At 72.0% G+C, this 21,626-nt stretch carries 22 protein-coding genes; 13 read left to right on the top strand and 9 right to left on the bottom strand.

Features of this window, described 5'->3' with window-relative positions; all coding sequences use genetic code 11:
* Positions 1-27: 27 nt before the first annotated feature.
* Together ACF08F_RS21715 and ACF08F_RS21710 are read right to left on the bottom strand one after the other, a co-directional pair.
* Entirely contained in the window at positions 28-1,110 is a 1,083-nt protein-coding gene (locus tag ACF08F_RS21715; protein ID WP_392300159.1) for a WD40/YVTN/BNR-like repeat-containing protein, read from the bottom strand.
* Positions 1,111-1,225: 115 nt separating this feature from the next.
* Positions 1,226-2,308, bottom strand: coding sequence for an NADH:flavin oxidoreductase/NADH oxidase (locus tag ACF08F_RS21710; RefSeq protein WP_392300158.1), 1,083 nt, complete (start codon positions 2,306-2,308; stop codon positions 1,226-1,228).
* A gap of 150 nt (positions 2,309-2,458) precedes the next feature.
* On the opposite strand from ACF08F_RS21710, the gene ACF08F_RS21705 reads away from it, so the two are divergent.
* A complete protein-coding gene (locus tag ACF08F_RS21705) occupies positions 2,459-2,815 on the top strand; it encodes an ArsR/SmtB family transcription factor (protein WP_392300157.1) in 357 nt (118 codons plus the stop codon).
* Positions 2,816-3,106: 291 nt separating this feature from the next.
* Here the strand turns inward: ACF08F_RS21705 and ACF08F_RS21700 are convergent, their stop codons facing one another.
* Positions 3,107-3,760 (bottom strand): DUF305 domain-containing protein, encoded by a 654-nt coding sequence (locus tag ACF08F_RS21700; RefSeq protein WP_392300156.1) that lies wholly within the window; start codon positions 3,758-3,760, stop codon positions 3,107-3,109.
* A gap of 272 nt (positions 3,761-4,032) precedes the next feature.
* Between ACF08F_RS21700 and ACF08F_RS21695 the strand changes: the two genes are divergently transcribed.
* Positions 4,033-5,463: an LVIVD repeat-containing protein gene (locus tag ACF08F_RS21695; protein WP_392300387.1), complete on the top strand. Its 1,431-nt coding sequence runs from the start codon at positions 4,033-4,035 to the stop codon at positions 5,461-5,463.
* Here ACF08F_RS21695 and ACF08F_RS21690 read toward each other — a convergent pair.
* From ACF08F_RS21690 to ACF08F_RS21675, 4 genes are all read right to left on the bottom strand, one after another.
* Positions 5,442-6,092 carry a TetR/AcrR family transcriptional regulator gene (locus ACF08F_RS21690; RefSeq protein ID WP_055644856.1) on the bottom strand — a complete coding sequence of 217 codons (651 nt, stop codon included), beginning with the start codon at positions 6,090-6,092 and terminating at the stop codon, positions 5,442-5,444. The two genes, ACF08F_RS21695 and ACF08F_RS21690, sit on opposite strands and share 22 nt — an antisense overlap.
* A gap of 129 nt (positions 6,093-6,221) precedes the next feature.
* Entirely contained in the window at positions 6,222-6,854 is a 633-nt protein-coding gene (locus tag ACF08F_RS21685; RefSeq protein WP_392300155.1) for a phosphatase PAP2 family protein, read from the bottom strand.
* 70 nt (positions 6,855-6,924) lie between these two features.
* Entirely contained in the window at positions 6,925-7,860 is a 936-nt protein-coding gene (locus ACF08F_RS21680) for a M56 family metallopeptidase (RefSeq protein ID WP_392300154.1), read from the bottom strand.
* Positions 7,861-8,001: 141 nt separating this feature from the next.
* Positions 8,002-8,613 (bottom strand): DUF5134 domain-containing protein, encoded by a 612-nt coding sequence (locus ACF08F_RS21675; protein WP_392300153.1) that lies wholly within the window; start codon positions 8,611-8,613, stop codon positions 8,002-8,004.
* Between the two features lie 160 nt (positions 8,614-8,773).
* Here ACF08F_RS21675 and ACF08F_RS21670 point away from each other — a divergent pair, with 160 nt between their 5' ends.
* The 5 genes from ACF08F_RS21670 to ACF08F_RS21650 all read left to right on the top strand — a co-directional run bounded on the left by ACF08F_RS21670 (position 8,774) and on the right by ACF08F_RS21650 (position 13,473).
* Complete coding sequence (locus ACF08F_RS21670; protein ID WP_392300152.1) at positions 8,774-9,325, top strand: GNAT family N-acetyltransferase; 552 nt, start codon at positions 8,774-8,776, stop codon at positions 9,323-9,325.
* Positions 9,326-9,515: 190 nt separating this feature from the next.
* Positions 9,516-10,922 carry a DUF6421 family protein gene (locus ACF08F_RS21665; RefSeq protein ID WP_392300151.1) on the top strand — a complete coding sequence of 469 codons (1,407 nt, stop codon included), beginning with the start codon at positions 9,516-9,518 and terminating at the stop codon, positions 10,920-10,922.
* 35 nt (positions 10,923-10,957) lie between these two features.
* The gene (locus ACF08F_RS21660; protein WP_392300386.1) at positions 10,958-11,719 is read left to right on the top strand and encodes an SDR family NAD(P)-dependent oxidoreductase; all 762 of its coding nucleotides are present in this window, start codon (positions 10,958-10,960) and stop codon (positions 11,717-11,719) included.
* On the top strand, positions 11,716-12,798 hold the full coding sequence (locus ACF08F_RS21655) for a threonine aldolase family protein (RefSeq protein ID WP_392300385.1): 1,083 nt from the start codon (positions 11,716-11,718) through the stop codon (positions 12,796-12,798). The genes ACF08F_RS21660 and ACF08F_RS21655 overlap by 4 nt, the downstream gene beginning before the upstream one ends.
* A gap of 75 nt (positions 12,799-12,873) precedes the next feature.
* The gene (locus tag ACF08F_RS21650; RefSeq protein ID WP_392300150.1) at positions 12,874-13,473 is read left to right on the top strand and encodes a transglutaminase family protein; all 600 of its coding nucleotides are present in this window, start codon (positions 12,874-12,876) and stop codon (positions 13,471-13,473) included.
* 78 nt (positions 13,474-13,551) lie between these two features.
* Here the strand turns inward: ACF08F_RS21650 and ACF08F_RS21645 are convergent, their stop codons facing one another.
* Complete coding sequence (locus ACF08F_RS21645) at positions 13,552-14,274, bottom strand: lysophospholipid acyltransferase family protein (protein WP_392300149.1); 723 nt, start codon at positions 14,272-14,274, stop codon at positions 13,552-13,554.
* 229 nt (positions 14,275-14,503) lie between these two features.
* Here ACF08F_RS21645 and ACF08F_RS21640 point away from each other — a divergent pair, with 229 nt between their 5' ends.
* The 5 genes from ACF08F_RS21640 to ACF08F_RS21620 all read left to right on the top strand — a co-directional run bounded on the left by ACF08F_RS21640 (position 14,504) and on the right by ACF08F_RS21620 (position 19,096).
* Positions 14,504-14,845: a TlpA family protein disulfide reductase gene (locus ACF08F_RS21640; protein WP_392300148.1), complete on the top strand. Its 342-nt coding sequence runs from the start codon at positions 14,504-14,506 to the stop codon at positions 14,843-14,845.
* Positions 14,846-15,042: 197 nt separating this feature from the next.
* The gene (locus ACF08F_RS21635) at positions 15,043-15,573 is read left to right on the top strand and encodes a flavin reductase family protein (protein ID WP_392300147.1); all 531 of its coding nucleotides are present in this window, start codon (positions 15,043-15,045) and stop codon (positions 15,571-15,573) included.
* Between the two features lie 199 nt (positions 15,574-15,772).
* Positions 15,773-16,558, top strand: a complete 786-nt coding sequence (locus tag ACF08F_RS21630; RefSeq protein WP_392300146.1) for an electron transfer flavoprotein subunit beta/FixA family protein — start codon at positions 15,773-15,775, stop codon at positions 16,556-16,558.
* Between the two features lie 102 nt (positions 16,559-16,660).
* Complete coding sequence (locus tag ACF08F_RS21625; protein ID WP_392300145.1) at positions 16,661-17,623, top strand: electron transfer flavoprotein subunit alpha/FixB family protein; 963 nt, start codon at positions 16,661-16,663, stop codon at positions 17,621-17,623.
* A gap of 153 nt (positions 17,624-17,776) precedes the next feature.
* On the top strand, positions 17,777-19,096 hold the full coding sequence (locus tag ACF08F_RS21620) for a DUF6986 family protein (protein WP_392300144.1): 1,320 nt from the start codon (positions 17,777-17,779) through the stop codon (positions 19,094-19,096).
* 109 nt (positions 19,097-19,205) lie between these two features.
* Here ACF08F_RS21620 and ACF08F_RS21615 read toward each other — a convergent pair whose 3' ends face one another.
* Positions 19,206-20,189 carry a LacI family DNA-binding transcriptional regulator gene (locus ACF08F_RS21615; RefSeq protein ID WP_392300384.1) on the bottom strand — a complete coding sequence of 328 codons (984 nt, stop codon included), beginning with the start codon at positions 20,187-20,189 and terminating at the stop codon, positions 19,206-19,208.
* Positions 20,190-20,461: 272 nt separating this feature from the next.
* Here ACF08F_RS21615 and ACF08F_RS21610 point away from each other — a divergent pair, with 272 nt between their 5' ends.
* Positions 20,462-21,442 carry an ROK family protein gene (locus ACF08F_RS21610; RefSeq protein ID WP_392300143.1) on the top strand — a complete coding sequence of 327 codons (981 nt, stop codon included), beginning with the start codon at positions 20,462-20,464 and terminating at the stop codon, positions 21,440-21,442.
* Positions 21,443-21,626: the final 184 nt, after the last annotated feature.

Raw genomic sequence — 21,626 nt, 5'->3', positions numbered from 1 at the left:
CCCAGGGCACAGCCCCGGGGCGGGCCGTCAGATCACGGCGGCCCGCACGCACAGGACGTCCGGCAGGTGCTCCGCCAGGAGGCTCCAGCTCTCCCCGTCGTCCGCGCTCGCGTACAACTCGCCGTTGCGGTTGCCGAAGTAGACGCCCGCCGGGTCCGCGTCGTCCGTGCAGAGCGCGTCCCGCAGGACCGTGCCGTAGTGGTCGCCCTCGGGCAGCCCCCGGCTCAGCGGTTCCCAGCTGGCCCCGGCGTCGTTCGTCCGGTAGACGCGGCAGCGGTGGTCCGCCGGGACGCGGTCGGAGTCCGCGGTGATGGGGAAGACGTAGGCGGTGTCCGGGCGGTGCGGGTGGGCGGCGACGGCGAAGCCGAAGTCGGAGGGGAGCCCGGCGCCGATGTCGGACCAGCTGCCGCCCCCGTCGTCGCTGCGGAACACGCCCCAGTGGTTCTGGAGGTACAGCCGGTCCTTGTCGGCCGCGTCCTGGGCGATCTTGTGGACGCACTGCCCGAACTCGGGGTTCGGATCGGGCAGGAAGACCGCGGACACCCCGTGGTTGGACGGCTCCCAGGCCGCCCCGCCGTCCCGGGAGCGGAACACGCCGGCGGTCGACACCGCGACCGTGAGCGCGTCCGGATCGCGGGGGTCGGTGACGACGGTGTGGACGGCCTCGCCGCCTCCGCCGGGCACCCACTTGTCGCGGGTGGGATGTTCCCAGAGAGGGCGGACCAGTTCGAAGGACTCCCCGCCGTCCGCCGAGCGGAACAGCGCCGCGGGCTCCGTCCCCGCGTACACGACGTCGGGGGAGTGCCCGGGCGCCGGGTGCAGCTGCCAGACGCGCTCCAGCGAGGCCCCCGTGTCCTCGGGGAACTTCACCGCGGGCCGCGCGGGCTCGGTCCAGCTCTTGCCGAGGTCGTCGGAGTGGAAGACGGACGGGCCCCAGTGGGCGCTGTCCCCGCCCACGAGGAGCCGCGGGACCGGACGCCGGGTGTCGATGGCGACGGAGTACACCGCCTGCGCGGGGAAGGCCGGATCGTCGAACTCCCATCGGCCGTCGCGCCGGTGGCCGATGAAGAGCCCCTTGCGGGTGCCTACGGTGAGGAGTACGTCGGGCATGGCTTGGTACCTCCAGGACGCCGTTGTCGCGGATACCGGCCAGTCTGCACCCGGCCACTGACAACGGCCCCCGGACACACCTGAGGCCCCGCGTCCCGGCCCCGGGAGCCGGTCCTCAGATCGCCCAGGCGTACTGCGCCGGGGCGTGGGTCTCCGCGCCGAGCTCGCGGGCCGCGCGGCGGGGCCAGGAGGCGTCGCGGAGCAGCTCGCGGCCGAGGAGGACCGCGTCGGCCTCGCCGTTGGCGAGGATCTTCTCGGCCTGCTCGCTCTCGGTGATCAGGCCGACGGCGGCCACGGGCAGCCCCGTCTCGGCCTTGACCCGGGCGGCGAACGGCACCTGATAGCCGGGGCCCACGGGGATCCGCGCCGGCCCGCCGTTGCCGCCGCTGGAGACGTCGAGGAGGTCGACGCCGTGCTCACGCAGCAGCGCGGCGAACCGCACGGTCTCGTCGGCCGTCCAGCCCTGCTCCTCCAGCCAGTCGGTGGCGGAGATCCGGAAGAAGACGGGCAGCTCCTCGGGCCAGACGGCCCGCACCGCGTCGACGACCTCCAGGGCGAGCCGGGTCCGGTTCTCGAAGGACCCGCCGTACGCGTCGGTGCGGTGGTTGCTGTGCGGGGAGAGGAACTCGCCGATGAGGTAGCCGTGGGCGCCGTGCACCTCGACGACCTCGAAGCCGGCGTCCAGCGCGCGGCGGGCCGCGTCCGCGAACTGCCCGGTGATCTCGCGGATCCGCTCGACGGTCAGCTCGGTCGGCACCGGGTAGCCCTCGTCGAAGGCGACCGGGCTGGGGCCGACGGGCTGCCAGCCGGGACCGCCCGGTGCGACGGGACCGCGGCCCTGCCAGGGGCGGTTGGTCGAGGCCTTGCGCCCGGCGTGGCCGATCTGGATGCCCGGCACGGTGCCGTGCTCCTTGAGGAAGCCCGCGATCCGGCGCAGCCCCTCCGTCTGGGTGTCGTTCCACAGGCCGAGGTCCGCCGGGCTGATCCGCCCCTCGGGGGCGACGGCGGTCGCCTCGACGAGGATGAGTCCGGCACCGCCGGTGGCCCGGGAGGCGTAGTGGGCGAAGTGCCAGTCCCCGGCCACACCCGCGTTCGGTCCGGTCATCTCGGCCGAGTACTGGCACATCGGCGCCATCCAGACCCGGTTGGGCACGGTCAGCGAACGCAGGGTGTAGGGCTGGAACAGGGCGACGCTCATGACGGACTCCGTTTCGGGGGCCTCGAAGGATGCTCGTACGATACTCATCGTAGTACGGCATCTGTCAAACTACGAGAGTTCTCGTACAATGGGGTCCGGCCCATGAGGTGCGACCCATGAGGCTCAACCGGATGAAGTGGAGCCGCCGCCATGTCGACCGCCACCAGCCCCCGCGCGCTCGAGCACCCCACGCGCGACCAGATCGGCCTCGAAGGGGTGCTCCACGCCCTCTCGGACGCCGTACGGCTGCGCATCGTGCGGGACCTGGCGCGCGAGGCCGAAGCGCTGAGCTGCTCGTACTTCGACCTCCCGGTCACCAAGTCCACGACGACGCACCACTTCCGCGTCCTGCGCGAGAGCGGCGTCATCCGTCAGACGTACCAGGGCACGGCGAAGCTCAACGCCCTGCGCAAGGAAGCCCTGGACGCCCTGTTCCCCGGCCTCCTGGACTCTGTCCTCGCGGCGGCGGAGGCGCAGGCCGCCCGCCGCGAGGACGAAGGGGCCTGAGTCCTCGGGTCGGCCTAGGGCGTGTTGCGAAAGTCCCGCCTGCCCGACGGCGCCTGGCACGCACGCTCGCCGCGTTGTCGGGATCACCCCGATACATCCAGTATCGGGGCGACCCTCCGCCTTGCGATCGCACGCACCAGACGCCGTCGGGCCCGCCCTTCGGGCGGCCGGCGCTACTTTCGCAACACGCCCTAGGGGGCGTCAAACTCCCGTCGTCCGCCCGGAGGGCGGGCCCTGCGGCGAGAGTGGGTGCACGGCGTCGCGGGGCAGGCGGGAGTTTGACGACAGGGCCTACAGCGACTGCATGCGGTTGATCTCCGAGGTCTGCTGGGCGATCACGTCGTTGGCCATCTCCTCCACCAGGACGTTGTTGCCGTCGCTCAGCACCTCGGCCGCCATCGTCACGGCCCCCTGGTGGTGCGTGATCATGAGCTTCAGGAACAGCTCGTCGAAGGCCTTGCCCTTCGCGCCCCTCAACTCCTCGAGCTGGGCCTCGGTCGCCATGCCCGGCATCGAGTGATGGTCGTGGCCGCTCTGCTCGCGCGGCCCGCCGTTGTTCTTCAGCCAGCCCTCCATCGCGGCGATCTCCGGCTGCTGCGCGGCCGAGATCCGCTCGGCCACCTTCTTCACCGCCGGGGATCCCGCCCGCTGCGGGGCGAGTTCCGTCATGGTCAGCGCCTGGCGGTGGTGGACGATCATCATCTGCGTGTACGTGAAGTCGGCGCTGTTCGGCCGCTCGTCGGGGAGGAGCCGGGCGGCCTCCTCCGGCGATATCCGTCTGGCCGGCTCGCCGGGCTTCCCCGGGGCCACCACCGAGCCTCCGGCCGAGGCCCCGGCCTTCGGTGACACGGCCGCGTCGGATCCCGACTCGCAGGCGCCCAGGGCGAGCACGGCGACGGCTGACAGGGCCACGGCGACGACGGCACGCTGACGGCGGATCAACAACGCGACCTCCAGATGTTCTTGCGGGGACAGTGACCGTTCCTAGCACTTTTCTCAGGGGGATCGATCAAAAACCTTCATGACGTCTGTGTTGCCATCTGTTGAGATGCGCACGCCAAGGACCATACTGCCGGGGTCCAACATCTGTTCAAGGTCGAACGGATACCAGCGAGGACGGAGTGACTTCGTTGCGAATATCGCGTACCCCGCGTAGCCCGCGTGCACGGATCAGACGCCTGGGTGTGGCGTCGGCAGCCGCCGGCCTGCTCGCCACGATGCTGGCGGCCGGACCCTCGGTCGCCACCCCCGACCCCGGAGACGCCCTCACTCAGGGCACGGTCTCCGCGGAGCAGGCCGCCGAAGCGCGTTCCGCCATCCAGAGCGGTGACATCCCCGGCGTGGACGAGATCGTCCACAGCAAGAACATCGAGCACCTCGCCAACATCCCGAAGGACGCCCTCAAGGGCACCAACTCGGACCTCGCCTTCCAGGGCAAGTACGCCTTCGCAGGCAACTACGACGGCTTCCGGATCTTCGACATCAGCAACCCGAAGGCCCCGAAGACCGTCGCCCAGGTCCTCTGCCCCGGTTCCCAGAACGACATCTCCGTCTCCGGGAACCTCGTCTTCCTCTCCACCGACTCCTCCCGAAGCGACAACTCCTGCGCCAGCACGACGCAGCCCGCCTCGGTGAAGGAATCCTGGGAGGGTGTGAAGATCTTCGACATCAGCGACATCACGAACCCGAAGTACGTCGCCGCCGTCGAGACCGCCTGCGGGTCGCACACCAACACGATCCTGCCCAAGGGCAAGAACGTGTACGTGTACGTCTCCTCCTACTCGCCCAACGCCGCCTTCCCGGACTGCCAGCCTCCGCACGACGGCATCTCGGTCATCAAGGTGCCGCGCAAGGCGCCCGAGAAGGCCGCGCTCGTCGGCTTCCCCGTCCTCTTCCCGGGCGAGGGCCCGGACGGCGGCGGCAACCCGGGCGGTCCCACCAACCCGGGCGTCTCCAAGACCACCGGCTGCCACGACATCACCGTGCTGCCGGAGAAGGACCTCGCCGCCGGCGCCTGCATGGGTGACGGCATCCTCTTCGACATCAAGGACCCCGAGCACCCGCGGGTGATCGACCAGGTCCAGGACAACGTCAACTTCGCCTTCTGGCACTCGGCCACCTTCAACCAGAAGGCCAACAAGGTCGTCTTCACCGACGAGCTCGGCGGTGGCGGCGGCGCCACCTGCAACGCCGAGGTCGGCCCCAACCGGGGCGCCGACGGCATCTACGACATCGTCGGCAAGGGCGACAAGCGCAAGCTCGTCTTCCGCAGCTACTTCAAGATCCCGCGCCACCAGGCCGACACCGAGAACTGCGTCGCCCACAACGGCTCGCTCATCCCGGTCAAGGGCAAGGACCTCATGGTCCAGGCCTGGTACCAGGGCGGCGTCTCCATCTGGGACTTCACCGACTCCTCCAACCCGAAGGAGATCGGCTACTTCGAGCGCGGCCCGCTGTCCGCCACCACCATCGCCACCGGCGGTTCGTGGTCCGCGTACTACTACAACGGCTACATCTACTCGAACGACATCGCCAAGGGCTTCGACGTCCTGAAGATCTCCGACCGTCGTACCGACCCCGCGAAGCGGATCCGGATGGACGAGCTCAACGTCCAGACGCAGCCGGACTACTTCGACTTCGACGACTGACCGAGCCGCACCACGGGCGCGCTGTCGGGCGGACCTCCGTCCGGCGGCGCGCCCTGCTCCCAGCCGAGCCCGTACCGCTGGAAGAGCTCCCACCGCAGCCGCGCCATCGGCATCGGGGCCCCCGGCAGCAGGACCGCCACCACCGCGCCCATCAGCAGCGCGCGCAGCAGCGGATAGTCCGTGTCCACGTCCTCGGAGCCGTACCGGATGACCGTGTCCCGCAGCAGGAACGCGAGGCGCTGCTGCTCCTGGCACTGCACGAACCCCTCGGCCTGGAGGATCCCCGCCATGTGGGTCCGCATCAGCGTGGGGCGTGCCACCGCGAGGCCCAGGATCGCGTCGATCGCCCGGGCCAGCCGCTCCCGGCCGTCCTCCGTGCGCGGCTCGCGCTCCAGCGCCTCCTCCAGCGTCAGGTGCATCAGCCGGTGCACCGCCGCCTGCAGCAGCTGCCGCTTCCCCGGGAAGTAGTACGAGATGAGTCCGCGCGCCGTACCGGCCCGCTCGGCGATGTCACCGAGTGTCGTCGCCTCGTAGCCGTGCGTCGACACCAGGTCCACGGTGGCCTGCAGAATCCGCTCACGTGAGCGGCGCCTGAGCTCTTCATTGACCGATGGGCTGCGCGGGGACATGCTTGGCTCCTGCGTTGACTGGCTGCCGGCCAATATACTCAGCGCATCCCGTCGGAAGGCCCCCGTGGCCGGCCGGCGGGCAGGCCGTCTGTTCTGGGCGACACGGGGGATCGTCCAGAACAGGCGGCTTCATCGCTTCTCTCCCATTCTCCTCCGGCGGTACGTGAGGACGGCGGCGACCACACAGCACCAGCCGAGCAGCCAGCCGCCGACCACGTCCGACGTCCAGTGCACGCCCAGGTAGATCCGGGTCCAGCCGACGCCGAGCACCGACACGACCGCGGCGCTCGCGAGGAAGCCCCAGCCGCGCCACTCCGCCCGCCAGCGCAGCGCGAGCACCCACAGCAGCAGTCCGCAGGTCACCGTCGCGGTCATCGCGTGCCCGGAGGGGAAGGCGGCGAAGCGGGCGGAGTCGACCGGGTCGGTCCACACCGGCCGGTCCCGGCCCACGAGGGACTTCAGCCCCTGCTGCAGCCCCACCGCGACGAGGCTCGTGCCGGCCACCCACAGGGCGAGGAGCCGTTCCCGCCGCCACCACAGCAGCACCACGGTCACCGCGGCCAGGGCGCGCATCGTCCACGGATCCCAGACCCAGTCGCTGAGGAAGCGGTTGAGGCTCGTGACGCCTGGTCGGGCAACGGCGTCGCGGTGCAACTCCTCGGCGACCGAACGGTCGAAGGAGAGCAAGGGCGACCACCCGAGGGCGACGAGCACGAGCAGTACGGTGAACAGGACTCCGGAGACCACGGCGGAGGAGCGCATGCGCCGATCCTGCCCGACGCGCCGCCCTCGCCGCCGGTCCGCCCCACCATTGGCGGACTTCGGTCCTCCGCTACCCCAGTGCGGTGAGCGCGGGGACGAAGGCCACGAGGACCGGGACCACCGGCACCAGGGCCGCGACGGCGGTCAGGCGCAGCCGGCGCCCCGCCGTGAGCCGCGGAGCCGCCGTGAGGAGCCGGTGGACGCGCTGCGGCAGATCCGCGTCCGGTGCGGGGCCTGGGCCGAACACGCCCCGGTCCTCGTTCAGTTCGACGAGCGCCAGCGCGATCGTCAGCCGCCCGAACCGGCGCGAGGCGACGTCGTCGGCGGCCAGTTCCACCAGCCGGTGCATCTCCTCGCGGAAGGCCACGAAGACCGGGATCCCGGGAAAGCCCCCGGCGAGCGCACCCGAGCAGTGCAGCAGCCAGTCGTGCCGGGCCCGGGCGTGCCCCTGCTCGTGCGCCAGGACCGCGTCCAGCTGCCGGCCCTTCAGCCGGCGCAGCGCGGCCGTGGTGATGACCAGTTGGGGTGCGCCCCCGGCCATCCACCAGGCGTCCGCACGCTCGCCCTCCAGGACGACGAGCCGCTCACTGCCGGGCTGCTCCCCGGGCAACAGGGGGGCGCGGACGAGGAGATCGCGGTGGCGCTGCCTGCGCCGGGCGCGCGCCTGGCCGATCTCCCGGCCGAGCATCGCCCCGGTCCAGAGGCCGCCGCAGGCCAGGGCGACCGCGAGGACCCCCGACCACGGCCCGGTCGTGCCGAGTTCGTACGCGTCGACCACGGCGCGCGGCGCGGGCGCGAAGAGCTGGCCCCGTACGGCCTGCCAGGCCGCCGACGCGCTGAAGGTCATCGACAGCGCGAAGCTCAGCAGCACCGCCGCCACCACGCACTGCCACACCCAGAGCGCGACCACGGGTTCTCGCTCCGCCCAGTGGGCCCGCGCCAGCAGCCGGGGGGCCGCGAGGGCGGTCAGAAAGCCGAGCAGGAGCAGCGCGAGGGAGACCCACATGGGCGTCACCCTATGAGCGCGGTACTGGTCGGGGGTATGGCCCCGGCCGTCAAGTGACGTACGCCACGGTTTCGTTGTGCGAAGAGTGCGGATCGCCCGGACTCACAGCGCCGCCGGCCGTGCGGTGACGCGCCGGCGCGGTCACAGCGTCACCAGCATCGCCACCGTCGCCAGGGCCATCGACAGCCGGCACACGAGGGTCAGCTCGGGCCGGTGCGTCCAGGCCGGTCCGGGGCCGACGGCGCCCGCCGTGACCGCGGACGGAACCGTGGACGCCACCGCGGCCGGCGCCCCTGACGGCGCCGGGGCGAGCCGTGCTCCGGCGCGCAGCACGTACACCGTGTAGTAGAGGAGCAGCCCGCCCGTCAGTACGGGGATGCCGCCCGCCGCTCCCGTCCCGTGCCCCGAGTGCGCCCCCTGTGCGACGGGGGCCGCCATCGCCACCGCCATGTAGAGCATGGCGAGCGAGCCGACGAGGTGGTGCAGATGGTGGCCGCCCCGCCGGGCCGCACCGGCCAGCGCGAAGAGAGCCGCGCCGCCGAACACCGCCGCGTACACCGCCCAGCTCCACCCCGGCTGCGCCACCACGGTCGCGGGCAGCGCCATGACGGCCATGCCCAGGCCCATCAGCGCCTCCCCGCCCGCGGCCCGCCGCTCCGCGCCGGTGCACGCGCGCATCCGCAACAGGCAGTACAGGCCCGTCGCGGTGCAGAGCGCGACCAGTAACCACCCCGACAGGGTCGCTCCGTGCACGGCACACCTCCCCCTCTCCCCGGAGGAATGCCCGCGGTCCGGGGGCCGCACGCGGGCGCACGGGCGCGCACGGATGTACGAGGGGGAGTGCGTGGCGTGCGCGTTAGGCTCGGGACGATCGCGCACGCCGATCGTCAGCGCCCGAGGGGAGCCCGTACGCATGGACACCGCCACGTCCCAGGACACCGGCCGGATCGAGTACCGGGAGGCGGTCCTGGCCGACGTCCCCGTCCTCGTCCCGCTCGTCGAGTCGGCCTACCGGGGCGACGCCAGCCGGACCGGCTGGACCACGGAGGCGGACATCCTCCAGGGGCAGCGCACCGACCCCGAGGGCGTGGCCGCCGTCATCACCGCCCCGGACAGCCGCCTCCTGGTCGTCGAGCGCGACGGGGAGGTCGTCGCCTGCTGCCAGCTGGAGCACCGCGGCGAGGCCGCCTACTTCGGGATGTTCGCCGTCCGCCCCACGCTCCAGGGCGCCGGTCTCGGCAAGCGGATCATCGCGGAGGCCGAGCGGCGGGTCCGCGAGCTGTGGGACGTCCGCGAGATGCACATGACGGTGATCTCCGTGCGCGAGGAGCTCATCGCCTGGTACGAGCGGCGCGGCTACCGGCGTACCGGGCGGATGACCCCGTTCCCGTACGGGGACGAGCGCTTCGGCGTGCCCCAGCGCGACGACCTGCGGTTCGAGCTGCTGGTCAAGCCGCTGAGCTGACGCAGAGTAGCCGGCGGGGAGGGGGCGGAGGCGGTCCGCGAGGCGGAAGGGTGGCTTCACGGCCGACAGACAGGAAAAACTTCGGTCCGCATGGGGGTCGCGCAGGATAATTTCTCTTGCTCCCCTTGTGTTGAGGAACCGTGGATGGTTACGGTGTCTTAACGCGAGGTTCTCCTGTGGAGGAAGAGGAATGACGGAAATTCTTGTGCAGGACGTGACCGGTGGGGCCATATCCGCCGATGCCCGGGTGATCGACCACCCGGCTTGGGCCGAGCTCAAGAATGCCGTGGAAGAGATCCGCCCCTGGCAGAACTCGGACGGCTCCATCGACTTCGAGGCCGAGGGCGCCCCCGCCCGCGCGCTCGCCGAGCTGACCGTGGACCGCCTGGTCGCCGCCGTCGAGCAGCTCTCCCCGCTCGTCCCGCACGACGGCGCCTACCACCGCGCCCTCGTCGCGGACCTGCGCAAGTGGGTCGAGAGCGGCTTCACCGTGCCGGACTTCCTGGACTCCCTCATGGAGTTCCACCCGGCCGCCGGCCGTGCCGACGGGCTCCAGCACCTCGTGCTCTTCCCGATGTACACGCAGAACGGCAACCTGGACCGCAACTTCGAGGCCGTCGTCCTGCGCATGGTCTGGCCGGAGTGGCTCTCCGAGCTGGAGCGCACCCGCTACGACAACCCGGGCTTCTGCGGCATCACCTTCGAGGACTTCACCGCCGGGTACGACACCAACTCGGCCGTCCTCTTCCCGGAGACCGTCGCCGTCCGCGAGGTCCCCGAGCGCTTCACCTGGGGCGGCATCTTCTGCGACCGCGAGGCCGCGCGCTTCCGCAAGGTCACCGAGGCCGCGGTCGACACCCTCGGCGTCAAGCTGCCCGAGGACATCGCCGTCATGCTCGGCGACCAGGAGCGCTGCCAGCAGGCCTTCGCCCTGTGGGACCTGGTCCACGACCGCGCCCACAGCCGCGGCGACCTGCCCTTCGACCCCTTCATGATCAAGCAGCGCCAGCCGTTCTGGATGTACGGCCTGGAGGAGCTCCGCTGCGACCTCACCGCCTTCAAGGAGGCCGTGAAGCTGGAGGCCGAGGGCAACGGCCACGGCCGTGACGTGCAGTACGCCGTGCTGTTCGACCGGATGTTCCGCTTCCCGCTCACCGGCGACCGCAACCGCAACTACGACGGCATGGGCGGCCAGCTCCTCTTCGCGTACCTCCACAAGAACGACGTGGTGCGCTGGACGGACAACGTCCTGACCATCGACTGGGACCGCGCCCCCGAGGTCACCAACCGCCTCTGCTCCGAGATCGAGACCCTCTACCGCGACGGCATCGACCGCCCGAAGCTGGTCCACTGGTTCAAGGCGTACGAGTTCGTCACCACCTACATCTCCCCGCACCCGGGCTCGAAGTGGGCCAAGGGTCCCGACGCCCTCGACCTCTCCCTGCCGCCGCGCAAGCTGGTCGACGACGTGCTTCCGGACGAGTTTCCGCTCAGCATGTTCTTTGAGGCCCTGGCGAAGAAGCTGAAGGGCGTGATCGCCGACACCAAGGGGATCACCGCCGCCGACGTCCCGAGCACCGAGCGGGTCGCCGCGTGAGCGACCTCACCGAGGACACGCAGGAGGCGACGCCCATGAACGCCAACGGAAACGGTGGACCGCTCGACGGCGCCGTCATCGCGGTGGCCGGCGCGGCCGGCCCCGCAGGCCGCGCGACGCTGCTGCGCCTCGCCGAGGCGGGCGCGACCGTCGTCGGCTCCGACGCCGACCCGGCGCGCCTCGCGGAGGCCGTCGACGCCGCCCGCTACGCCCACGGCGGCGCCCGCGTCATCGGCGACACGGTCGACCTGCTCGACCTGGACGCCACCCGCGACTGGGCCGAGAAGACCGAGAAGGAGTTCGGCCGGATCGACGGCCTGGTCCACCTCGTCGGCGGCTGGCGCGGCAGCTCCTCCTTCACGGAGACCGAGCTCAAGGACTGGGACTTCCTGGAGAAGCTCCTCATCCGCACCGTCCAGCACACCTCGCTCGCCTTCCACGACGGCCTGCTGCGCGCCGGCGGTCGCGGCCGGTACGCCCTGATCAGCCAGGTCGGCGCGCACAAGCCGCTCGCCAACAACGCCGCGTACAACGCGGGCAAGGCGGCCGCCGAGGCGTGGACCCTCGCCATGGCGGACTCGTTCCGCAAGCTGGGGGGCGACGACGGCCCGCAGGCGGCGGCTGCGATCCTGGTGATCAAGGCACTGGTGCACGACGCCATGCGCGCCGAACGCCCCACCGCGAAGTTCGCGGGCTTCACCGACGTCAAGGACCTGGCCGACGAGATCGCCGGCCTGTGGGACAAGCCCGCCCAGGAAGTGAATGGACAGCGTCTGTGGCTGACCCCCAAGCCGTGACCACGGCCCTCGGCCCCGGGACCGACGCACGTCGTCGCCACGACCCGTCGGTCCGGGGCTTCGCCAGCGACAACTACGCCGGCGCCCACCCCGAGGTCCTCGCGGCCCTCGCCCTCGCCAACGAAGGCCACCAGGTGGCCTACGGCGAGGACCAGTACACCGAGCACCTCCAGCGCGTCATCCACAGCCACTTCGGTGCCGGCGCCGAGGCCTTCCCGGTCTTCAACGGCACCGGGGCCAACGTGACCGCGCTCCAGGCGCTCACGGACCGCTGGGGCGCCGTCATCTGCGCCGAGACCGCGCACATCAACGTGGACGAGGGCGGGGCGCCCGAGCGGATGGGCGGCCTCAAGCTGCTCACCGTGCCGACCCCGGACGGCAAGCTCACCCCCGAGCTGATCGACCGGCAGGCCTGGGGCTGGGAGGACGAGCACCGGGCGATGCCGCAGGTCGTCTCGATCACCCAGAACACCGAGCTGGGCACCGTCTACACGGTCGAGGAGATCCGCGCGATCGTCGAGCACGCCCACGCCAAGGGCATGAAGGTGCACCTCGACGGGGCCCGCATCGCCAACGCCGCCGCCTCGCTGGACGTGCCGATGCGCGCGTTCACCAACGCGGTGGGCGTGGACGTGATCTCGTACGGCGGGACGAAGAACGGCATGATCTTCGGCGAGGCCGTGATCGTCCTCAACCCGGACGCGGTCAGCCACATGAAGCACCTGCGCAAGCTGTCCATGCAGCTCGCGTCGAAGATGCGCTTCGTGTCGGTGCAGCTGGAGGCGCTCCTGGCCAAGGACCTGTGGCTGCGCAACGCCCGGCACGCCAACGCGATGGCCCAGCGCCTCGCGGCGGGCGTCCGCGCGGTGGACGGGGTGGAGATCCTCTACCCAGTGCAGGCCAACGCGGTCTTCGCACGGCTCCCGCACGAGGTGACCAGGCGCCTGCAGGAACGGTTCCGCTTCTACTTCTGGGACGAGGCCGCCGGCGACGTGCGCTGGATGTGCGCCTTCGACACCACGGAGGACGACGTGGACGCCTTCCTCCAGGCGCTGAAGGAAGAGATGGCGCGACAGTAGCGCTCACTGCATGAATATACGGCCGGACGGAAAGTCATTGACTTCCGTCCGGCCGTTTCCTTAGGCTCACACCGCATGGAACTCGTGCAGCAGTACCCCGACATCTCGGCCTATCTCGCGGTCGGCGAGGCCGTCGACCATGACCACCCGCTGGTCAGGGAGGTGGCGGCCCGGCTCTCGGCTGAGCATCCCGACGCATACTCATACGCCGAGGCGGCCTTCGCGTACGTCCGTGACACGATCCCGCACTCCCAGGACTCGGGCGACCCCCGAGTCACCTGGCGCGCCTCCGACGTCCTGGAGCAGCGCACCGGCGTCTGCTACGCCAAGTCCGTCGCGTACGCCGCGCTCCTGCGGGCCCGCTCCGTCCCGGCCGCCCTCTGCTACCAGCGGCTCGCGGAGGACGACGGCACGAATCCCGTCATCCACGGCCTCGTCGCCCTCCTGCTGCCCGGCGAGCGGGACTGGGCCCGGCAGGACGTGCGGGGCAACAAGCCGGGCGTCGACGCCCGGTTCTCGCTGGGGGAGGAGCGCCTCGCCTGGACCGTACGACCGGAGCTCGGCGAGGTGGACTACCCGACGCTGTACGCCGAACCGCACCCGGCCGTCCTGGGCGCGCTGCGGGCGGCCCCGGACCGGCCGCACCTCTGGCGCACGCTCCCCACGGAGCTGTGACCGGCCGGGCGGGGCGGGGTCCCGCCCTACGGCGCCGTGGTGTCGTCTACGGCGCCGCGGTGCCGCCTACGGGCCGGCTCAGCCCGCTTCCTTGACCTGCGCCGGCGTCGGAGCCGTACCGCCGAGGTGCGCGGGCACCCACCAGGTGTCGTTCGCGTCCTTCGGGCGGACCGGGTAGGCGCGCTGCGCGGCCTCCAGCAGCTCCTGGACGCGCTCGCGCAGCCGCCGCGTGATGGCGCCCGCGTACTGGTCTGCGGGGGCCTCGATGGGCTCGCCGACGCGGATCGTCACCGGGATGTGGCTCCGCTTGAAGTTCCGGGGACGGCCCTTCGTCCACACGCGCTGGGTGCCCCAGAGCGCCATCGGGATCAGCGGGACGCCCGCCTCCTGCGCCAGGCGCGCCGCACCCGTCTTGAAGCCCTTGAGGGTGAAGGACTGGGAGATGGTCGCCTCGGGGAAGACGCCGATGATCTCGCCGGCCCGCAGCGACTCCAGCGCGTGCTTGTAGGCGTGCTCACCCGCGGAGCGGTCGACGGGGATGTGCCGCATGCCGCGCATGAGCGGCCCGGAGATCTTGTGCTTGAAGACGGAGTCCTTCGCCATGAAGCGCACGAGCCGCTTCTGCGGCAGGGCCGCGAGCCCCGTGAAGATGAAGTCCAGATAGCTGATGTGGTTGCTCACGAGCACCGCGCCGCCCGTGCGGGGGATGTGCTCGGAACCCTGCGTGTCGATCTTCAGGTCGAGCGCCTTGAACAGCGTGAGCGCGGCACCGACGACCGGTCGATAGACGAGTTCTGCCATCGGAGAGGAACCTCTTCTTCGTGTGCCCGGAGCGGCTGCTCCCGGCGAAGTTACGCGGCCGTAGGTTTTCGGCTTTGGGCAGATCGTGCCCCATGTGGGGCGCCGTGACCAGTCCAGACGCCTTCGTACGGAGAGATTCTCGTCACCCCCGGTGGTCGTGGCGGGAATCGAACGGTCCCGTGCGACGCTGCTGGTGGGGGAGAAGAGACGTACGGGAAAGGGGAGAAGGATGTCGGAGGCCCTGGGGGCGGAGGTCCCGGGAGCGGAGGTCCTGCGGCCGGAGCGGCTCGGCGCCGAGCTCGGCGAGCGGGCCACCCTCGTGCAGTTCTCGACGGCCTTCTGCCAGCCCTGCCGGGCCACCCGCCGCACCCTGGCCGAGGTGGCCGCCATGGTGCCGGGCGTCGGGCACGTGGAGATCGACGCCGAGGAACGGCTCGATCTCGTACGCGAGCTGGGCATCGCGCGGACTCCCACCGTCCTCGTCCTCGACCGCACGGGCCGGGTCGTCCGCCGGGCGGCGGGTCAGCCCCGCAAGGCCGACGTCATCGCGGCGCTGGGGCGCGCGGTCTGACGCCGTGACACTTCTCCCACATCCCGGTACGCACTTGACTGCGCCCGCCAACGATCGTCACCCTGGCGGAGTGCCCCCAGAACTCCTTCTCTACGGCCGGGCCCATGTGGACCTGGGTCGCAACGCGAGCGCGCGCTGTCAGGGTGTCTGACCACCCCAGGACTCTCCTCATGACGCCCTCGCAGAAGGACAACTCCATGACGGTTTCGTCGGCCATCCAGTTCGGTACCGCACCCACGATCGGCGCACCCCGGCAGGCCTCTCCCGATCTGCTCCGTTCCGTCTTCCGGCGGCACGCCGCCGGTGTGGCGGTGATCACCGCGCAGGGCGAGCGCCCGGTCGGCTTCACCGCCACCTCGCTCAACTCCGTCGCCGCCGAGCCCCCGCTGATCTCCTTCGGGGTGGGCACCTCCTCCTCCAGCTGGCCCGTGGTGGCCGAGGCCGAGCACATCGGCGTCCACATACTCGGCGAGCACCAGGAGGAGCTGGCCGCCACCTTCGCGCGCAGCGGCGCCGACCGCTTCGGCGGGGCGACCCGCTGGAGCACGGGGCCGGAGGGCGTGCCCGTTTTGGACGGCGTCCTCGCCTGGCTGGTCTGCCGGGTGGTGGCCCGCGTGCCCGCCGGCGACCACCGGATCGTGATCGCGCAGGTCGTCGCCGGGGACCCCGACGGGGCGGGCCGGCCGCTGCTGTACCACCACGGGCGCTTCAACGCGCTGCGCGACTGAGAGTTCCCGCGCACCCCGCTCTCCGCGCGTTGTCAAGGTCACATGGCTGAGCGCTTGCTTACTGGTAACGGACTGGGTGTACTGACGAGTAATATTTCGGTCGGGGCGTCCGGCGCCCCGACCGGAAACCCGCCCTTCAGGCGCCTATGCTGCGAGCAACAAGGCAGCCCAGTTATGACGATGCAGTAGGAGAGCCGGCGTGAGCTTGAGGATCGTTGTCTGTGTGAAGTACGTGCCCGACGCGACCGGAGACCGTAAGTTCGCGGACGACCTGACGGTCGACCGCGACGACGTCGACGGCCTGCTGTCGGAGCTCGACGAGTACGCGGTCGAGCAGGCCCTGCAGATCGCCGAAGAGGCGGACGACGCAGAGGTCACCGTGCTGACGGTGGGCCCCGAGGACGCCAAGGACGCGCTGCGCAAGGCGCTGTCCATGGGCGCCGACAAGGCCGTCCACGTCGAGGACGACGACCTCCACGGCAGCGACGTCATGGCGACCTCGCTCGTGCTCGCCAAGGCGATCGAGAAGACCGGCTACGACGTCGTCATCGCCGGTATGGCCTCCACCGACGGCACCATGGGCGTCCTGCCGGCGATCCTCGCCGAGCGCCTGGGCGTCCCGCAGGTCACGCTGCTCTCCGAGGTCAAGATCGAGGACGGCAAGGTCACCGGCCGCCGCGACGGCGACACCGCCTCCGAACAGCTGGAGGCCTCGCTTCCGGCCGTCGTGTCCGTCACCGACCAGTCGGGCGAGGCGCGCTACCCCTCCTTCAAGGGCATCATGGCCGCCAAGAAGAAGCCGGTGGAGTCCCTGGACCTCGACGACCTCGACATCGAGGCCGAGGAGGTCGGCCTGGAGGGCTCCTGGACGCAGGTCGACTCGGCCGCCGAGCGTCCGGCGCGCACCGCGGGCACGATCGTCAAGGACGAGGGCGAGGGCGGCAAGCAGCTCGCCGAGTTCCTCGCGGGCCAGAAGTTCATCTAGCTGCCGCGGGTCCGGGGACCGTCCCCCGGGCCGCCCCGGCATCTAAGGGCTCGCGCGAGCCGTTCCGTCCTTCCCTTTCCGTTCGCAGGAGACTGAAGTCCCATGGCTGAGATTCTCGTCTACGTCGACCACGTCGACGGTGCCGTCCGTAAGCCCACCCTGGAGCTGCTGACGCTCGCCCGCCGCCTCGGCGAGCCGGTCGCCGTCGCGCTGGGCAACGGTGCCGCCGACACGGCCGCCGCCCTCGCCGAGCACGGTGCCGTCAAGGTCCTCACGGCCGACGCCCCCGAGTTCGCCGACTACCTCGTCGTCCCGAAGGTCGACGCCCTCCAGGCCGCGTACGACGCCGTCTCCCCGGCCGCCGTCCTGGTCCCGTCCTCCGCCGAGGGCAAGGAGATCGCCGCCCGCCTCGCCGTCCGCATCGGCTCCGGTGTCATCACCGACGCCGTGGACATCGAGGCCGGCGACGAGGGCCCGGTCGCGACGCAGGCCGCGTTCGCCGCCTCGTTCACCACCAAGTCCCGTGTCTCCAAGGGCACCCCGGTCATCACGGTCAAGCCGAACTCGGCCCCCGTCGAGGCCGCCCCGGCCGCCGGCGCCGTCGAGGCCCTCGCGGTCTCCTTCGGCCCGCTGGCCACCGGCACCAAGGTCACCGCGCGCACCCCGCGCGAGTCGACCGGCCGCCCGGAGCTGACCGAGGCCGCGATCGTGGTCTCCGGTGGCCGTGGCGTCAACGGTGCCGAGAACTTCGGGATCATCGAGGCCCTCGCCGACTCGCTCGGTGCCGCCGTCGGCGCCTCCCGCGCCGCCGTCGACGCCGGCTGGTACCCGCACTCCAACCAGGTCGGCCAGACCGGCAAGTCGGTCTCGCCGCAGCTGTACATCGCGTCCGGCATCTCCGGCGCGATCCAGCACCGCGCGGGCATGCAGACCTCGAAGACCATCGTCGCCATCAACAAGGACGCCGAGGCTCCGATCTTCGACCTCGTCGACTACGGCGTGGTGGGCGACCTCTTCGACGTCGTCCCGCAGCTGACCGCCGAGGTTCAGGCCCGTAAGGGCTGACCTGCGGTTCTGTTCGGTCCGGGGGCCGCGTGGCGATTCGTCGCCGCGCGGCCCCCGGCCGTTTCGGACAGCCATTGACGTGAGTCCAGGCCGACTATTAACTTCGCTATACGGATTGTTGATTCCGTGCAGCGGAAAACAGGAGGGTGTGGAATGGGTCAGCAGGAGAAGGTGTCGACGAGCCTCGCGGGCGCGGTCAGCGAGGGCATCAGCGCCTCCCTGGCGGCGGTGGACGCGGAGCTCGACCGTCGCTACCCGGGAGACCCCGGCACCCGCCAGCCCGTCCACACGGTCTACGTCCCCGGTAACGTCTTCGACGCCGACACCGTCCGCTCCTGGGGCGACCAGGCCCTCGCGGCCCTCGACGAGCACGCCCCGGACGCCGACTCCTTCGCGGCCGTCCTCGGCCTCACCGACGACCTCGCCGAGGACGTCTACGGCCGCGTGCGCGCCAAGCTGGAGCGCGAGCCGATCGAGGACCTCCGGGTCGACTTCGAGGACGGCTACGGCGGCCAGGACGAGGACCGGGACGCCGCCCGCGCCGCCCGGCTGATCTCGGAGGCGTACGCTGGGGGCACCTCCCAGGCCGGAGGCTCTGGGGGAGGCACGGCCGCCCCGTACATGGGCATCCGGATGAAGTGCATGGAGTCCGCGGTACGCGACCGGGGCATCCGCACCACCGACGTCTTCCTCACCGGCCTCCTGGAGAACGGCGGCCTCCCCGACGGCCTCGTCCTCACCCTCCCCAAGGTGACCTACCCCGAGCAGGTCTCCGCCTTCGTACGCCTCCTGGAGGCCTTCGAGAAGGCCCACGGCCTGGACGCCGGCCGCCTCGGCTTCGAGATCCAGATCGAGACCAGCCAGGCCATCCTGGCCACCGACGGCACCGCCGCCGTCGCCCGCATGATCGGCGCCGCCGACGGCCGCGCCACCGGCCTGCACTACGGCACCTTCGACTACAGCGCCTGCCTCGGGGTCTCCGCCGCCTACCAGGCCAGCGACCACCCCGCCGCCGACCACGCCAAGGCGATCATGCAGGTCGCCGCCGCCGGCACCGGCGTACGCGTCTCGGACGGCTCCACCAACGTCCTTCCGGTCGGCTCGAAGGAGCACGTCCACGAGGCCTGGCGCCTGCACTACGGCCTGACCCGCCGCGCCCTCGCCCGCGCCTACTACCAGGGCTGGGACATGCACCCGGGGCACATCCCCACCCGCTACGCCGCGGTCTTCGCCTTCTACCGCGAGGGCTTCGAGGCCGCCGCCAAGCGGCTCTCGGCCTACGCCAACCACGCGGGCGGCGACGTCATGGACGAGCCCGCCACCGCCAAGGCGCTCTCCTCGTACCTGCTGCGTGGCATCGACTGCGGCGCCCTCGACACGGCCGAGGTCGACGCCCTCACCGGCATGACCCGCGCCGCCCTCGACCGCTTCGCGGCCCCGCGCCGCGGCGACCTCACCGCTTCGGCCGAGTAAGCCCAGGGCTTTCGGAGGACCGCCCCGCACCCCGTGCTCCGCGCCCAGGCGCGGGACGGGGGCGGGGCGGGTCGTCCTCCCGCGTCCTGCCGGGCCGGCTCCGGTCGCCTCAGCCGGTCGGCGCCGGGATCTCGCCCGAACCGCGGGCCAGGAGCCGCGTGCCGAGCACCACCCGCTCCGGCGCCCCGCCGGCCCCGTCGAGGCGCCGGAAGAGCCGCTCCGCCGCCGTCCGGCCGAGCGCGGCGGCGTCCTGGGCGATGACCGTGATGCCCAACAGATCGGCCAGCTCGATGTCGTCGAAGCCGACGAGGGCGACCGGTGACGGGTGGGCGGCGAGGCTCCGCACCGCCGTGACGGTGACCCGGTTGTTCCCCGCGAACAGCGCCGTCACCGGCTCCGGCGCGGTCAGCAGCTCCCGTACGGCCGCACCCACCCGCTCCGGGTTCGTCGACCCGAGCGAGACCCACTCCTCCCGGACCGGAAGCCCCGCGTCCGCCATCGCCGCGCGGTAGCCGCGCAGCCGCTCGGCGCCCGTGTGGATGCGCGGACGGTCGCCGACGAAGCCGATCCGGCGGTGCCCGTGGGCGATCAGGTGCGCCACGCCCTCGCGCGCCCCGCCGAAGCTGTCCGAGAGCACGGCGTCGGCCTCGATCCGCCCCGCCGGCCGGTCGACGAAGACCGTGGCGACGCCCGCCCTGATCTCCGGCTCCAGATAGCGGTGGTCGTCACCGGCGGGGATGACGATGAGGCCGTCGACCCGGCGCGCGCACAGCGCGAGCGCCAACTCCTGCTCCCGCTCCGGTTCCTCGGCGCTGGAACCGTTGATGAGGAGCGCGCCGTGCGCCCGGGCGACCTCCTCGACGGCGCGGCTGAGCGGCCCGTAGAAGGGGTCGGCGAGATCTTCGAGCACCAGGCCGACGGTGGCCGTCCTGCCCTTGCGCAGGACCCGCGCACTGTCGTTCCGCCGGAAGCCGAGGGCCTCGATGGCCTCGTGGACGCGGCGCTCCGTCTCCGCGGTGACGCCCGGCTCGCCGTTGACGACCCGGGAGACCGTCTTCAGGCCGACACCCGCGCGGGCGGCCACGTCCTTCATCGTGGGCCGGTTGCCGTAGCGGTGATCGGTGCGGCGGGCGATGTCGGCCACGGTGCGGGGTTCCTCCGTCGTGTCGGTTCTGGTTCCGGTTCGGATTCCGGATCTCGGTGCGGGGCCCGGTTCCGGTCTGCGTCACGGAGCAGGGACCGATCCGGGTCTCGATTTCGGTTTCAGGTCGAGCATAGAGGTTGGACAACGTTGTCAGACGCCGGAGGACTGGGCAGACTGTACGGAACGTCCCAGGCCGTTCCCGGCCGCCGACTGGAGGATCCGTGCCCAGGCTCACCGACCCCGCCCCCCGACCCGAGCAGGGTCCCGTCGTCGCGCTCGACATCGGCGGCACCAAGATCGCCGGAGCGCTGGTGGACGGCGAGGGGCGGATCCTGACGCGGGCCCGGCGGCCCACCCCCGCGCGGGAGGACGGCGAGACGGTGATGAAGGCGGTGGAGGCCGTCCTCCGGGAGCTCGCGGCCTCGCCGCTGTGGGAGGCGGCCGGAGCCGTCGGCATCGGCAGCGCGGGCCCGGTCGACGCCTCGCGGGGGACCGTCAGTCCGGTGAACGTGCCCGGCTGGCGCGACTTCCCGCTCGTCGAGCGGGTCCACCGGGCCACGGGCGGACGCCCGGTCACGCTGATGGGCGACGGGGTGGCCATGACCGCGGCCGAACACTGGCTCGGTGCCGCGCGCGGTCACGACAACGCCCTCTGCCTCGTCGTCTCCACCGGCGTCGGCGGCGGTCTCGTCCTCGACGGTCGGCTCCACCCCGGACCCACCGGCAACGCCGGTCACCTCGGCCACATCTCCGTGGACCTGGACGGCGCCCCCTGCGTCTGCGGCGGGCGCGGTTGCGTCGAACGGCTCGCCGGCGGCCCGCACATCGCGCGCCGCGCCCTGGAGAACGGCTGGCGGCCGGGGCCCGACGGCGACACCTCCGCGGCGGCGGTGGCCGCCGCGGCCCACGCGGGCGACCCGGTCGCCGTGGCCTCCTTCGAGCGGGCGGCGCAGGCGCTCGCGGCGGGCATCGCCGCGACGGCGACGCTCGTGGAGGTGGACATCGCGGTCGTCGGCGGCGGGGTGGCGGGCGCGGGCGAGGTCCTCTTCGGCCCGCTGAGGCGCGCTCTGCGCAGCTACGCGACGCTCTCCTTCGTACGGGACCTCACAGTCGTCCCGGCCGCCACGGGCACCGACGCGGGCCTCCTGGGCGCCGCGGCGGCGGCCATGGCCTCCTGGGCGCCGTCCACCCCCGACTCCTGACCGCCCCGGCCCCGGGCACTGCCTCGGCCCACGGGCACCGCCTCGGCCCACGCACCGCCCCGGCCCACGCACCGCCCCGGCCCCGGGCACCGCCCAGACCCCGGGCTCGGGCGGCTCGCACATCCCGGACACGTGCCGGACATCTGTTCGTGGTTTTCGTGGCAGGGTGTTGCGGGCAGTCCAC

This window comes from Streptomyces sp. NPDC015130, from assembly GCF_043080005.1.
Taxonomy (GTDB): domain Bacteria; phylum Actinomycetota; class Actinomycetes; order Streptomycetales; family Streptomycetaceae; genus Streptomyces.
The sequence above is the reverse complement of the archived record's forward strand: the minus strand, read 5'-3'. Positions and strand labels throughout refer to the sequence as shown.